The following is a 14853-nucleotide window of genomic DNA, read 5'->3' on the forward strand; positions in this document are numbered from 1 at the left end:
TTGTTCACCTCGAAAAAATTAATAAACTTGTTCTTTATAAAAAAATCCAAAGGACAACTCACGATGAGGGTCCTGTACGTTCCGAATTTCATCTAACCATGCTTCGTTAAACTCATAGTTGTCAGGATCATTAAAATAACAATCCATCGCTTTACGATACGCTGCGATCACAACAACATTGTAGCTCTGTGGCTTTAACATGGTTTCAATTCTAAAGCTTGGAATCCCCGCTGCCATTAAAACATGTAAATCTTCCAAAATGCATATATCATCTGAACTCATAATATGCGTGCCGGTTTCATCCTCGTAAATTGGGAATTGTTCACCAGGACGTTCCTCTTCCACTAAAAACAAACCACGTTGCTTGCTTGTATCCTCTCCCTCAGGAAATTCACGACCTTGATGGGACATATAGCTACGTACTAAACGACGTTTAGAATGATAAATATTAGTCATGCCATGTACCTGTACCTCTGCTTCAAGCTCCAAATTCGGATACATGCCTGTAATTTCTTCCATGTTTAATTCTCTTGCTAATACGACACGCGTAGCGCCTTGCTTACCCCAAAAGTTAGCTGTTGAATAGTTGGTAGAAGTCATCTCCGCATTCCAATGTAGCTTTAACTGAGGAGCCACCTCACGCACTACTTTAAGTACGGCTGGATCACCAAATTGAATGCCATCAACACCATAAGCAGCAATTTGTTTAATGTATTGTGTCAAAGCAGGTAATATTTCATGGTCTACAAAGTTGGTTACACTTACGTAAATTTTCCCTTCACGTTCATGCACAACCTTCACAGCATCCTCTATCTCTTCTAACACAAAATCATTAGGCAATCTCATACCATAAGGGGAGGAGCCAATTAATACCGCAGTTGCCCCTGCGTCCATGTATTGCTTGATATCTTCTAATGACCCTGCGGGTGCAAGTAATTCTATTGTTTTTTTCATGCGTCTTTCTCCTTCAACACGTTAACATTTTCTATATTGAACCTATCTAATTAAGCTTGGCTTTACTAACCTGAGGATATATGCCCATTAAGCTTAATAATTTTCGTGGCTCAATCTAAAATCAGTCCTTGACAGCCCAGCCACATTAGCGAAGAGACAGAGAGATTCTGGATCTAACTATAGATCTCCATTCAAAGGAATCTGGTTTTAACAACGATCGTAAGAACTCTCTGTATCGTAGTCTCTAACCTCCAAACGTTGTCAAGCACTGATTTCTAATAGAGCAACCTTTATTAAGCTTAATTCACACACTATTTAGCCATTGCCTTACTTTTTTCAATATTATTTAAATGCTCCTTATAGGTTTTAGCGAATAAATGCTCGCCACTGCCGTCCTTTTTAGTAACATAAAATAAATAATCAGAGCTTTCCGGAGCAAGTGCCGCCTCAATCGATTTCATGCTTGGTGCTGCAATTGGACCTGGAGGTAACCCTGCATATAAATAAGTGTTGTAAGGACTGTCTGTACGTCTTAAATCTGAATTATATAAACGTTCCTTTGGTTTCTCAAGCAAATATTGAACCGTTGCATCGATTTCTAGCTTCATATCTTTAGCCAGACGGTTATATATGACACCTGCAACCTTACTGCGTTCAGAATCCACAACAACCTCACGCTCAATCAAAGAAGCCAACGTCATCATTTCATTTAAAGTTAAATTTTGTTGCTTTAATTTTGCATCTAAATCAACAATGCTGTCTAATCTTTTTTGTGTCTCTGCAAGCATACGTTCAATAATTTCTTGATCTGTACTGCCTTTTTTCATTTCGTACGTTTCAGGGAACAGATACCCTTCCAAAGTATACATCAAATTTGAACTATTAGGGATAGCTTGTACTAAATTTCCAGTAAAACCTTTTCCTGTTTTCACAAGTTCTTTAAAGCTTTTTTGATCAACAAAACCTTCTTGTGCAAGCTTGACCCCAATTTGTGCCACTGTGAAGCCTTCTGGAATCGTGAAGCGGATCATTTCTTTTTCAACAACTTCTCCTGCATTTAGCTTCGCTATAATTTCCTGATATGTGACACCAGGTTTAAATTGATATACACCAGCCTGAAAATGACTTCCTTGCGATTTTACCTTTAAATATCCTTTAAACAAAAAAGAAGATTTGATAAGTCCTTCTTGTTGAAGTTTATCCGCAATCGTAGCACTACCTGTACCTGATTTAATTTCAATTTGTACAGCTTGATCTGAGGAAGCGACAGGCTGCATGCCGTAATAAGCCCACCCTGCTATAGCCCCAATTCCAATTACAAATAGTAATAGGATACTTAGTATCCATCTCCACACCTTCTTCAAGTATTAACCTCCTTAACAGCCAAAAAGGGCGGTTGTCCCGCCCCTCCTAGACCGATCTATAAGACTTTACAACCTTATTACTTATTCAGAAAATGTTAGCTCGTCATAAAGCTCACTAATATTTTCCCACTCTTCGTCATCATCAATCGTAACTAATTCTAATTGGCCTTCATCATTTTGGACCACTTGAAATATTTCAGGCTCCTGATTACTAGACGGCTCATCACTAACTAAAACAGCATAGGATTTGCCAGCGATATCAAATTCCTGTTCAAGTACATAATAGGAAGGCTTTCCACCTTCATCTGTAAGCTCAAGTGTCGTACCGATTGCATCCTTAACCTTTGTCGTAAAGACGACATTACTTGCTATATACTCAGTCATGGTCAGCTTCTCCATCAAACTCATCAATCAAGGTATTAAACGTTTCTTCTACGATCTCCCACTCTTCATCACTATCGATCGTGTATAATTTAAGGTCATCGCCATCTTCTTCATAACGAAATGCGTATACCTCTTCGCTTTCCTCATCAGAGCTTTCAGGCTCTAAAGGAACGACCATCATATACTTGTTATCAGAACCGTCCACTTCGAACTTCATAATTACTTCGAATTCCTCTTCATTTCCTTCCTCATCAGGAATATAAATAATTTCCGGTTCTTCTACATGATTACGTTCGTTCGTCATATGCGATCACCCTCACTTTTTACTCTTAGAGTCCAAATAGTTTTGTAATATCAATGCCGCCGCTAATTTATCCACGACACCTTTGCGTTTCTTACGACTTACATCTGCTTCAAGCAATGTACGCTCTGCAGCTACTGTACTTAGACGCTCATCCCATAGATGAATAGGTAACTGGAGTTTTTCACTTAGCTCACTGGCAAAGGCTTGACACAATTCACCACGTGGACCAATAGTTCCATTCATATTTTTGGGTAAGCCTACTACAATTTCCTCTACCTCATATTGCTTCACTAGCTCTGCAATCCGCAGTAGATCTTGCCCTTCCTTGCGACGCTCAATCACCTCAAGCCCTTGAGCTGTCCAACCAAGGTCATCACTAATAGAGACTCCAATGCGGCGGTCTCCATAATCTAGACCTAAAATCTTCATTCCAACGCTCCTAACGGTGATTAGCCATGTAAAACCTTACTAGCTCTTCTATCAATTCGTCACGCTCTTTCTTGCCAATCAAGCTTCTTGCGTTGTTATGACGCGGAATATACGCCGGATCACCAGATAATAGATAACCTACAATCTGATTTACAGGGTGATAATCCTTTTCTTGCAGTGCACCATATACCGTAAGCAAAATTTCTTGTGACGAGACCTGATGTTCATCACCCTTGACATTAAACTTTACAGTTTTATCCATAGAGTCCATGACGACACCTCATTTCTTTTGAGACCTAAGCACCTGCTACTACTGTATAGCGGATCTATACCCATACTATACCATATCTAACGGACAATAAGGAAATTTCTCAGCACATTAAATTAGATCCATTATTCCAGTACTGACAGTAGTTCTGAAGCTTTAGCAAGCGCTTCATTTAACTTACTTATATCTTTACCACCTGCTTGTGCCATATCAGGGCGTCCGCCTCCGCCTCCACCACAAACACTAGCGACTTCCTTAACTAATTTACCTGCATGTAGTCCTCGCTTGATATCCTCAGCAGGAACAGCAACAACAAAGTTAACTTTATCCTCCATCACGGCACCTAACACTAATACAACATCAGGTAACTTCACCTTTAATTCATCTGCAAGCCCACGTAAAGCATCCATATGATTAACGTCAACCTTAGCTGCAAGCAACTTCGTATTGCCTACTTGTGTTACCTGATCTGTAAGCTGACCTGCCTCAATGTTACTTAGCTTAGCTTGAAGTGATTCATTTTCTCTACTTAATTCCTTTAATTGCTGGTACAAGCCTTCGATTCGTTTAGGAACATCCTGCACATGACTCTTAAGAAGACCTGCCGATACCTTCAGCAATTCAAGCTGACTATCCATAAACTCGTAAGCACCTTGGCCTGTCACGGCTTCAATTCGGCGTACACCTGAACCAATACCACTTTCACTAATTAGCTTAAACAAACCAATTTCTGAAGTGTTATTGACATGACAACCCCCACACAATTCAAGGCTATAGCCACCCATTTGCACAACACGTACAATATCACCATATTTTTCACCAAATAGCGCCATAGCTCCTAACGCCTTCGCTTCATCAATTGGCTTATTGTCGATCATGATCGGTAAAGCATTCCAAATCTGCTCATTCACACGTTTCTCAATGATAGCCAATTCTTCATCCGAAATACTGCCAAGATGGGAGAAGTCAAAACGCAGACGTTGACTATCTACTAATGAACCTGCTTGATTGACATGCTCGCCTAACGTTTCCTTTAATGCTTTATGCAGCAAATGTGTTGCAGAGTGGTTTTTTTCGATTTTGCTTCGATTGCTTTCATCTACACGAGCAGTTACCGTTGCGCCCTTCACCAGCTCTCCAGATGTCACGACAACATGATGAACAAATTGACCATGTGGTGCTTTAAACAAGCCTTGCACTTCTGCACTACCTTGCTCGCCATGAATATGGCCAGCATCGCTTACTTGACCACCACTCTCCGCATAAAACGGAGTCACATCCAAAATAATTTGTCCTTGCTGACCCGCAGATAATGTTTCCACAAACTGATCATCCGCAATAATCGCTACAATTGTAGTAGTCTGAACAAGCTCATTATATCCAACAAATGACGTTTTAGTCGTAAAGTCGGATAATACACCCCCTTGAACCGCCATGCTACCGCCTTTATTACTTGCACCTCTACCACGTTCACGTTGTGCTTCCATTTCCTGTTCAAAGCCTTCATGATCCACCGTTAAGCCATGCTCAGCAGCAAAGTCCTCGGTTAAATCTAGTGGGAAACCATAAGTATCATATAACTTAAAGCTTTCTACCCCTGTCAGTACTGTACGGCCCTCTGCTTTTGCTTCTTCCGCAATCGTAGCAAGAATAGTAAGTCCATCGCTTAATGTTTCATGGAAACGCTCTTCTTCCGCTAGTACAACCTTCACAATAAAATCACGTTTCGTTAACACATCACTATAGTGGTTACCCATAATGACACCCACTACATCTACAAGGTCATACATAAATGGCTTGTCTAGTCCTAATACTTTCCCATAACGTACTGCACGGCGGAGTAAACGTCTGATTACATAACCTCGTCCTTCATTTGAGGGCAATACACCATCTGCGACAGCAAACACGACGGTACGAATATGGTCCGCAATAACCTTTAAAGCTACATCTATTTCTTCATTTGTTCCATAGGTCACGTTAGCAAGCTTCGCTGTTTGCTGAATGATCGGTTGGAATAAATCTGTATCAAAATTAGAATTAACGTCCTGTAATATAGAAGCAAAACGTTCAAGACCTGCACCAGTATCAATATTTTTATTTGGAAGTGGTGTGTAGCTACCATCTTTATTATGATTAAATTGAGTGAATACAAGGTTCCACACTTCAAGATAACGCTCATTTTCCCCACCTGGATACATCTCAGGATCAGACATATCAGAACCATAAGCTTCACCACGATCGTAAAAAATCTCTGAACATGGTCCACATGGTCCTTCGCCAATATCCCAGAAATTATCCTGTAGCTTAATGATACGCTCTGCTGGCAAACCAACCTTTTCATTCCACAGCTTAAATGCTTCCTCATCTTCAGGGTATACAGTCACGGATAAGCGCTCTGGATCAAAACCAATCCAATCTTTTCCAGTCAAAAACTCCCATGCCCATGTAATTGCTTCTTCTTTAAAATAATCACCAAAAGAGAAATTACCTAACATTTCAAAAAAGGTATGGTGACGTCGTGTTTTCCCTACGTTTTCAATATCCGTTGTACGAATACACTTTTGAGCATTCGCTAACCGCGGGTTTTCAGGCTTCACTCGTCCATCAAAGTAAACCTTTAGTGGTGCCATTCCAGCACTAATCCATAACAAAGAAGGATCGTCGTGCGGAACTAAAGAAGCACTTGGCTCAATTTTGTGTCCTTTTCCTTCAAAAAACTGCAACCATTTTTCACGAATCTGATTCGATTTCATCGTTAACCCTCCTAAAATTAAAAAAACGCAAAAAAGTCCCTGAAAATCAGGGACGAAATCAATCGCGGTACCACCCTGGTTATCGCCATTTTGCAAGCTAATTATTCATAACTTTTGCTTATCGCGATCTCCTTGAAAGCCCGATAACGGTGGCAACCCGTTGAATTTAGCATTCACACTCTGAAATTAGCATTCAGCTTAAGCGATCATCAGGTTTCTTTCAGCCTATGTACTTTATTTTATCGTTAAAATATAAGCACAACGGAAACCCGTCTCTTTAAAAACCGTCTAAAACTTACTTTATTTCATCACCGATTTTGTTTTATAGACAAATTAATTCAAGTATATAAGGCACAACATGGGCCTGTCAATGTATTTGATGGTGATTTAATCGCTTCCTTATAGCTTGATCGTCTTTAGTCAAGGTCATCCTTACTTAATTAGTAAATTGAATAACCTTACCATTGGCGAAAGTCACAATTTTAAAATCCAAATTTTTATTGCCGTATACCCAGACCTCAACTGTTCCTTTATTTTTAACCGATTTTTTTGAGATCGAGGTCGGATGTCCCCAGGCGAATTGAACTTGTGTAGTATTCATCCCAAAGCTTACTTTATTTTGTTTGATCTTATTCCAAACTGCATTTGACCATTTATATTTTTTATAAGGATCATAAGTTAGTAATTGGTTTGAATCGTTTAATGTATCAATCACATTTGAAGTTGTCCCTACTGCATAAGGTTCGTATATTTTACCTTTTGCACCTTGGAAAATAACCTCATAGGTTCTCTGATCTTGCTCACTTATCGTTACGTTAATATCTTTGATTGTAACTTTGCTGAAGCGTTCGCCACCATAATAGAAATTGTTTACCCAATAGCTTTTTCCAATATACTTAGCTAAACTTCCTAATTCAGACTTTTTAACAATTTTCGCTGTTTCTTCAGATTGAATTACAAGCTTCGCATTACCAATCACTAATTCTCCTTGTTGAAGCTTGGCATTCCAAGTAAATGTTCCTAACTTCAATTCAGTAAGTAATGCTGCTGGGAACAAAATTTTTCCATTTTTAACCTGAACCTTACCTTTAAGTGTTACCTTTGTTCCATCTATATCTGCTACGATGCTACCAATTTGCAATACGATCTTTGTTTCTCCTAACTGAATTTTTATTAACGCTTTGTCAACATTCGCAACTGCGCCTAGTGCTTTAAATACACCTTCTATAGGTAAGTAGGAGACACCATCTAGCAAAACAGCACCAGTCAGTTTTTGATTATTTGATACATTAAAGGTAAAGCTAGAACTCATCCCATTAGTTTCAAGGCTGACAGTTGTACTTCCCATACCTTTTGCAAGCAATTTTACAGGATCATTCGCCTGCCATTGTGCTATCTCAGGCTTTTCAATTTTTAATTCGTTATCTTTCGGTTGACGTAATAGCTCATAGCCATTGGAGTAAGTCTCCATTACATTCAAGTCTATAGATGAGCCGATTGACGCTTCCTTAGAAGATGGCTGTAATGTCAATTTAGATAACTTAGGAGGTGTCAATGGAGTAATTGCACCCTTCTGATAGTCATAGCCCACCCATAAACCATCTTTTGATTGAGCAAATAGTTCATTCGTTGAACTCACTAGCTTAACAATATTTGACAACTCACTTATTTGCTCTGCTACATATTTCTTTTGTCGACTATAACTCCATACCGTTCCATTTTGATGAATAGCAATCAAATTAGATTTGTTATCCCGAACAAAAGAGGTAATATTACTGCCTACTTCACGTGGAGCATCGTCAGTAAGCATATCTAGTAACGTTATCGTTCCATTTTTTTTGAGTACTGCAGTATTAACATCCCCTAGTTTAATTTCAACCGCTTGCTCAACATGTCCAATCTTACGAGGCTTAGATGTATAATTTTCGGCAAACCATATATCCCCAGAAGCTAAAAGTACAGCAACTTTTTCTTCATACATATCAGCATCAATAACATCTTTAATTTCTTTCATTTTACCAACTACACCAGAAATGGTTCCATCATTATTAATAATAATATCACCATTAATTTTTTTGATGCCACTTACTTTAGTTAATTTAATTGAATGTTCAGAATTAGCATTCCAGTTTGCAAGATTTCCATCTTCTGTCCAGGCAAATAACCCCTCACCACTACTAGGATTCCCTCCAATTCCCTTATAACTTCCTGTATCATGTACAGGCCCATCAAAACTTGTGGTCCAAATGGAACCGTCCTCCATTAAATAATGATTGCGGTTAATCACATCAATGATTTTCCCATCTGTGCTAGACCCAAATGCCGTCCCCATTCCCACTAACAAGCTACTAAGCATACAAAATACAAGTAAGGCAATACCGCTTTTTTTTCTTATTTTCATATTCTCATTCCCCTTGATTTAGTCATACCTGTCTATTCTCAGGTATTTTCCTTAAAAAGGGAATGAAATTTTTATTATTAAAGGAAAATTTTATTTATTTACACCGACTTTCGTCGAATATAATATACAAAAACATGCTGGATCACAACCTTGCATACGGCGAAGAAAGGAACTGCCAATATTAACCCCACTACACCACCTACTTCACCACCAACAAGCAATGCAAATATAATCATCATTGGATGAAGCTGCAGGCTGCGCCCAACCACCTGTGGCGATACAATGTTACTTTCCACCGTTTGACAGATACAATTAACAACAATGACCAGCAGAACTTGCTTCCATGACATCGTTACTGCCATCACTAAGGCAGGTGCAGCGCCTAGAAAGGGGCCAATATAAGGTATGATGTTACAAATAGATACAACGCCTGCTAATAGCAGTGCGAATGGCATCCCGATAATAATATAGCCAATATAGGCAAATATCCCGATTATGACGCAAACTAACAATTGTCCCCGTACATAGCTACCTAACGCATCATCGATTTCCTTCATCAAACGAACAATTGGTTTGCGATGTGCACGAGGCAAAAATTGCATCATTTTATCTTCAAAAAACTGAAAATCCTTCAAAATATAAAAAATAAGAAACGGGACAATAAATGCATTAAACACAATTTCAATGGTTGCTCCAATATTATTCATGAAATCAGATAACGCTTTGGCGAACTTTTGCTCTAGACCAAAAAACCAATTCGTTAAGCCCATGCGGATTCCACCTGGCATACTGCTATGATCAATTTCATTAATAACCTGCTGGGTGTGCATAGTGAGCTTAGGAAGGTGCTCATCTAATTCGCCTAATTGTTTAATAATCATCGGAATTAAGTTGATTAAAATAACAGCAACTATGACGAGGAAAACCGCATAAATAAGTAATACCGCAATAGTTCGTGGAACTTTTCGCCCTCCTAATGTCCTTACAATTGGATTGAGTACATAAGAAATAATCATAGCAACGATAAAAGGGGCTAGAATCGCCTTGAAAAAATCATAGACATGCCCAAACATCGGACGTAGCATCCAGCCAAAAAACAAAATAAGCATTGCTAATAAAATCCATAGGGTAGTCTGAAAGAGCTTAGTTTTATGTATAGGCATCCATTCCGCCCTCCTAACGAACAAGATAAAACTAAGTATGCGCTAATTAGAGGGGATTTATGTTTAAAAACAAAGAAAGAGCAACCTCTTCACTTTGAAGTGAATAAGATCGCTCTTCTCATATATTGCTTATGATCATGTTTATTAAGAGGATGCTTGAATAGAAGAAAAATCTTCCGGTAAATTTTCATTAAAAAACAAATCATCCAATGAACTTAATGTGCCATCTTCTTCGACTTGATAAACTGACATTTTTTCGCCGTTTACAGTTAGCTCGATAAAGCAACCCCAGCAATAAAATTGATGTGAACCAATCTTACCGATATCCTTGGAATTGCAGTTTGGACATTTCATCATATTACATCACCTATCCATCAGAATAATTCATGGGTGTCTCTAGTCGCTGCTCACTCAGAGAGGGCACCATGATTACGTTCTCGCCCATTGACATACCCGGTAATAAAGGCAGCATCTTTCTACCTTCCATCAGATCGGCAAAAAATCCATCACTGATTTCAATTCCTGTAATTGTATTTCCCTTTTTTTGGTCAAAATAAACATCACTAACATGTCCAATCATTATTCCATCTTCGGTTAACACGGAAAGTTCTTTCAATTTCTCTTTGCCTGTCAAAAAAGTTAAGTTTATGTTGTCGGCATCTTGTTTATGGATCGCCTGTTGATTACTTATCATTACAGCATCTTCGCCATAGGCTACAATATCTTGCCATAACACGATTTTAGTTGAAGAAAAAAGATGCTTTCTTTCTAATAAAATCCCTTGCAAAACCCATTCATCGTTTAACATTAAATCGAGGACTTTTCCAACACGTTTACCTGTCTCTATATCATATACAGGTAAACCGATCATTTCATGAAATCTCATAGGCTAGTCCTCCTTATCCTAAATTCGATATAAACTGAGAGCCTCCTCCCCAACACAAAAAGTAAACTATTATTTTTTATTACGAAGTCGCTCCAAGATGGTTCCAATTTTTTGCGCCGTAAATTTTATATTATCAGTAGTATTACCCATTCCCATACTAAAACGAATCGCAGACGATAAAGTTTCTTCTGACAAATTCATTGCTTTTAAAACATGAGATGGCTCTAAAGAACCTGACGTACAAGCAGAACCACTTGCTACTGCGATTCCTTCCATATCTAAGTTCATAAGCATCGTCTCTGTTCCACAATCAGGAAAGCTAATATTTAAAATGTGAGGCAATCTATGCTCTGGATGTCCATTAATGATAAACCTCTCATGTCCAACTCTTTCATCCAGCTCAGCTAAAAATAAAGCACGTAGTTTCTCATAATGTTCGTATTTGTTACTTTGTTCGCGATATGCAATATGTGCTGCTGTAGCAAAACCTACAATACCTGCAACATTTTCAGTTCCTGCACGTCGTTTTTTTTCTTGCAACCCTCCAAATAACAATGGGGTAAGCTGTAGCTTTTGACGAACATATAGTGCACCAATCCCTTGAGGACCATTCATTTTATGCGAAGAAAAACTCATCAAATCTACAGGGAGCTGACTACAGGAAATCGGTAGAATTCCCATCGCCTGAACTGCATCAACATGAAATAAAACTTCATTTTCCTTTGCAATCTTCCCAATCTCCTCGATGGGTTGGATTGTGCCCGTCTCATTATTCGCGTACATAATGCTAATGAGTATTGTATCCTCTCGAATGGCCTCTAACACCTGCGTAGGTGCCACGCGACCATAATGATCTACAGGTAAATAAGTAACTTCGTACCCTTTTGCCTCTAGCTGCTCACAGGCGTGTAAAATTGCATGATGCTCTGCTTGCGTTGTAATAATATGCCGACCCTGATGGGCAAAAGCCGTCGCAACCCCAAACAATGCTAAATTATCACTTTCTGTCCCTCCGCTTGTGAAAACAAGCTCTTCGGGCAAACAGTCTACAACTTTTGCGATACCATCACGCGCATTTTGGATTAGCTTCTTCACATCACGACCATAAGCATGAATGCTAGAAGCATTCCCAACATGGTCTGTCATTACCTTTACCATTTCGGCTGCAACATCAGGATGAACCGGTGTTGAAGCGGCGTGGTCTAAATAAATATGTTCCATTTCATTATCCCCACTTCAATTGAAATTATAACAATAAAAACCATTTTATATCAATAAAACCTATTTTTATTTTAATCAGCACTTAAAGGGCTGTCCTCTAAGTCACAATAGACATAAAGGCAGCCCTATTACAAAGCACTTCTTTAATTGCATTATTCATAAAATCTAATTAAAAGTCAATTAAAACATCACTTATTGATTAATCACGACTATTAATTTTAGCTAACAGGCGCAATAGCTCTAAGTACAACCAAACTAAAGTAACCATTAAACCAAACGCACCGTACCATTCCATATATTTAGGTGAACCATTTTCAGCACCTTTTTCAATGAAATCAAAATCCAGTACTAGGTTTAAGGCGGCTACGATAACAATAACAACAGAAATGCCAATGCCAATCAAGTTACCTTCATGTAAATAAGGCATTTCAATGTTAAACCACCGTAATACCATGGAAGCTAAGTATACAAGTGCAATACCACCAGTAGCGGCAAAAACACCTAACTTAAAGTTTTCCGTTGCTTTAATAATTTGAAACTTATAAATGAGCAATAACGCCAAAAATACGCAAGCTGTCAATAAAGCTGCCTTCATTACAATGCCATCAAAAAGTGATTCATAGGTAGCTGAAATTGCGCCTAAAAACATCCCTTCTAAAACAGCATAAACAGGAACTAAAAATGGTGAAGACTTAGGAGCAAAAGAAACAATTAATGCTACAACAAATGCCGCTATCCCGCCTATGTAAGCTAATTGCACGACTTCATAACCTTCAAAATACCGCATCCACGTAGCAAATGCACTAGCTAACAAAATGATCAGTGTAATAAAAGATTTATTCACCGTACCACCTAATGTCATCGTGTTGCCACTTTGATAAGACTCAGGTCTTTCAAAGGTTCTTTCTCTTAATGTTGGATTCCCACTACGTCCGATCAAAAAAATTTCTCCTTTACTGTGAAATTTAAAACTAGTATACCACATATAGGAATTTAGTAAGGGAAATTTTTCTAATCATTTTTTCTAACTATTTTGTCTAGCTTCAAAATGGCCATAGGTTGGCATTATGTTTTGCGTTGGCGCACACCACTTTACCGCATTTTTAATAACCTGCTGCACTTTTTCGTTGTAATAGCTTGGATATGTTTCATGACCAGGCTGGAAATAAAAGATTTTGCCTGTGCCTCGTCTAAACGTACAACCACTTCTAAATACTTCGCCACCAGGGAACCAGCTCACAAAAATCAATTCATCAGGCGTTGGGATATCAAAATGCTCCCCATACATCTCCTCTTGCTCCAATTCAATAAAATCTCCAATGCCTTCAACAATGGGATGACTAGGATTCACATTCCAAATTACACTGTTTCTTCCGTCCTCACGCCATTTTAAATCACAGGAGGTGCCCATTAGCTTTTTAAATATTTTTGAAAAATGTCCTGAATGAAGTACGATTAAGCCCATTCCTTCTAAAACTCGCTTTTGCACACGTTCTACAATACTATCCTCTACTTCGTTGTGAGCAATGTGCCCCCACCAGATTAAAACATCAGTTTCCTCTAACACCTGCTGTGTCAAGCCATGCTCCGGCTCATCTAAGGTGGCTGTTCTTACCTTAAATTGTCCTTGGGCTGACATATTAACCTTAGGTTCACTACTAGCGAGTAGTCCGCTTTCCACTAAAAAGTTAGCAATTTGTCCATGAATCCCATCAGGGTACATTTCCTGTACGACAGGGTTACTTTGCTCATGACGAAATTCATTCCATACCGTTACACGAATCATGCACACGCCTCCTTGCTGTTATATTTATATCACCAATTTAACCTTTAATCGCGCCAACCATAATCCCTTTTTCAAAGTATTTAGAAACAATTGGATAAAAAATGAGCACTGGAACACTTGAGATAACGACTACAGTATACTTAATGGACTGCTTAAGTGCATTTACTTCACTCTGATTGGCGCTCATAATACTTTGGTTTACAGAGTCACCCATCTGATTTTGCACAAGTATTTCTCGTAAAATTAACTGTAACGGAAATAACTCGCGATCAGACAAATAGATCATTGCATCAAAATAGCTATTCCATCTACCTACACCATAAAACATCATCATGACGGCAATGATAGGTGTAGATAATGGAAGAACAACTTTAAGCAATAGCTGCAAATCGGTTGCCCCATCGATAAACGAGCTTTCCTCCAGCTCCAGCGGGATGTTTTGCTGAAAATACGTACGCATAATAATCATATTATATACACTAATTGCCCCAGGAATAATCATAACCCATGCAGTATTTACAATACCGAGAGATTGATTGACGATATACGTAGGAATAAGGCCACCTGAAAAAAACATCGTAAACGTAAACAAAATCGTGATAACGTGACGTCCTCTAAAGTCTCTTCGTGATAACGGATATGCCGCAAGTGTCGTCATCACCACGTTCACAGCTGTCCCTAACACCGTATATATCGCAGCATTTTTAAATCCCATCCAAATATCAGTATTTCCTAACACACGCTTGTATCCATCAAGTGTAAATCCTTTTGGCCATAACAGCAAAACATCATCAAAAATTTGTCGTGGATCACTTAGGGAAGCAAACACCACAAATAATAGTGGATACAATACAAGTAGCGTAAATATACTTACGATGATTATATTTGCCCAATTAAATATTTTATCGCCCTTTGTTAACTGAAATTGCATATGCGCTTC

15 protein-coding genes are annotated in these 14853 nt (G+C 38.6%); all 15 read right to left on the reverse strand.

Annotated features, from left to right (window positions below; genetic code table 11):
• Nucleotides 1-18: 18 nt before the first annotated feature.
• The 15 genes from J2Z32_RS07210 to J2Z32_RS07280 all read right to left on the reverse strand — a co-directional run bounded on the left by J2Z32_RS07210 (nucleotide 19) and on the right by J2Z32_RS07280 (nucleotide 14844).
• The gene (locus tag J2Z32_RS07210) at nucleotides 19-954 is read right to left on the reverse strand and encodes a peptidase U32 family protein (protein ID WP_210088506.1); all 936 of its coding nucleotides are present in this window, start codon (nucleotides 952-954) and stop codon (nucleotides 19-21) included.
• A 311-nt stretch (nucleotides 955-1265) separates the two neighbouring features.
• Nucleotides 1266-2318, reverse strand: coding sequence for an endolytic transglycosylase MltG (gene mltG, locus J2Z32_RS07215; protein ID WP_210088507.1), 1053 nt, complete (start codon nucleotides 2316-2318; stop codon nucleotides 1266-1268).
• Nucleotides 2319-2399: 81 nt separating this feature from the next.
• Nucleotides 2400-2702, reverse strand: coding sequence for a DUF1292 domain-containing protein (locus tag J2Z32_RS07220; RefSeq protein WP_210088508.1), 303 nt, complete (start codon nucleotides 2700-2702; stop codon nucleotides 2400-2402).
• Nucleotides 2695-3006 (reverse strand): DUF1292 domain-containing protein, encoded by a 312-nt coding sequence (locus tag J2Z32_RS07225; RefSeq protein WP_210088509.1) that lies wholly within the window; start codon nucleotides 3004-3006, stop codon nucleotides 2695-2697. The genes J2Z32_RS07220 and J2Z32_RS07225 overlap by 8 nt, the downstream gene beginning before the upstream one ends.
• A 12-nt stretch (nucleotides 3007-3018) precedes the next feature.
• Nucleotides 3019-3435, reverse strand: a complete 417-nt coding sequence (gene ruvX / locus J2Z32_RS07230; protein WP_210088510.1) for a Holliday junction resolvase RuvX — start codon at nucleotides 3433-3435, stop codon at nucleotides 3019-3021.
• 10 nt (nucleotides 3436-3445) lie between these two features.
• Complete coding sequence (locus J2Z32_RS07235; RefSeq protein ID WP_210088511.1) at nucleotides 3446-3706, reverse strand: IreB family regulatory phosphoprotein; 261 nt, start codon at nucleotides 3704-3706, stop codon at nucleotides 3446-3448.
• Nucleotides 3707-3828: 122 nt separating this feature from the next.
• Entirely contained in the window at nucleotides 3829-6456 is a 2628-nt protein-coding gene (gene alaS / locus J2Z32_RS07240; RefSeq protein ID WP_210088512.1) for an alanine--tRNA ligase, read from the reverse strand.
• Nucleotides 6457-6892: 436 nt separating this feature from the next.
• On the reverse strand, nucleotides 6893-8857 hold the full coding sequence (locus J2Z32_RS07245) for a stalk domain-containing protein (protein ID WP_210088513.1): 1965 nt from the start codon (nucleotides 8855-8857) through the stop codon (nucleotides 6893-6895).
• A gap of 98 nt (nucleotides 8858-8955) precedes the next feature.
• The gene (locus J2Z32_RS07250) at nucleotides 8956-10020 is read right to left on the reverse strand and encodes an AI-2E family transporter (RefSeq protein WP_210088514.1); all 1065 of its coding nucleotides are present in this window, start codon (nucleotides 10018-10020) and stop codon (nucleotides 8956-8958) included.
• Between the two features lie 144 nt (nucleotides 10021-10164).
• A complete protein-coding gene (locus J2Z32_RS07255) occupies nucleotides 10165-10374 on the reverse strand; it encodes a hypothetical protein (protein ID WP_210088592.1) in 210 nt (69 codons plus the stop codon).
• A gap of 13 nt (nucleotides 10375-10387) precedes the next feature.
• Nucleotides 10388-10906: a PRC-barrel domain-containing protein gene (locus tag J2Z32_RS07260; RefSeq protein WP_210088515.1), complete on the reverse strand. Its 519-nt coding sequence runs from the start codon at nucleotides 10904-10906 to the stop codon at nucleotides 10388-10390.
• 69 nt (nucleotides 10907-10975) lie between these two features.
• Nucleotides 10976-12127, reverse strand: a complete 1152-nt coding sequence (locus tag J2Z32_RS07265; RefSeq protein WP_210088516.1) for a cysteine desulfurase family protein — start codon at nucleotides 12125-12127, stop codon at nucleotides 10976-10978.
• A 199-nt stretch (nucleotides 12128-12326) separates the two neighbouring features.
• Complete coding sequence (locus tag J2Z32_RS07270; protein ID WP_210088517.1) at nucleotides 12327-13067, reverse strand: Bax inhibitor-1/YccA family protein; 741 nt, start codon at nucleotides 13065-13067, stop codon at nucleotides 12327-12329.
• 84 nt (nucleotides 13068-13151) lie between these two features.
• On the reverse strand, nucleotides 13152-13913 hold the full coding sequence (locus tag J2Z32_RS07275) for a ThuA domain-containing protein (protein WP_210088518.1): 762 nt from the start codon (nucleotides 13911-13913) through the stop codon (nucleotides 13152-13154).
• Between the two features lie 37 nt (nucleotides 13914-13950).
• Entirely contained in the window at nucleotides 13951-14844 is an 894-nt protein-coding gene (locus J2Z32_RS07280) for a carbohydrate ABC transporter permease (protein WP_210088519.1), read from the reverse strand.
• Between the last annotated feature and the right edge of the window lie 9 nt (nucleotides 14845-14853).

The organism is Paenibacillus turicensis (genome assembly GCF_017873435.1).
GTDB lineage: Bacteria > Bacillota > Bacilli > Paenibacillales > Paenibacillaceae > Fontibacillus > Fontibacillus turicensis.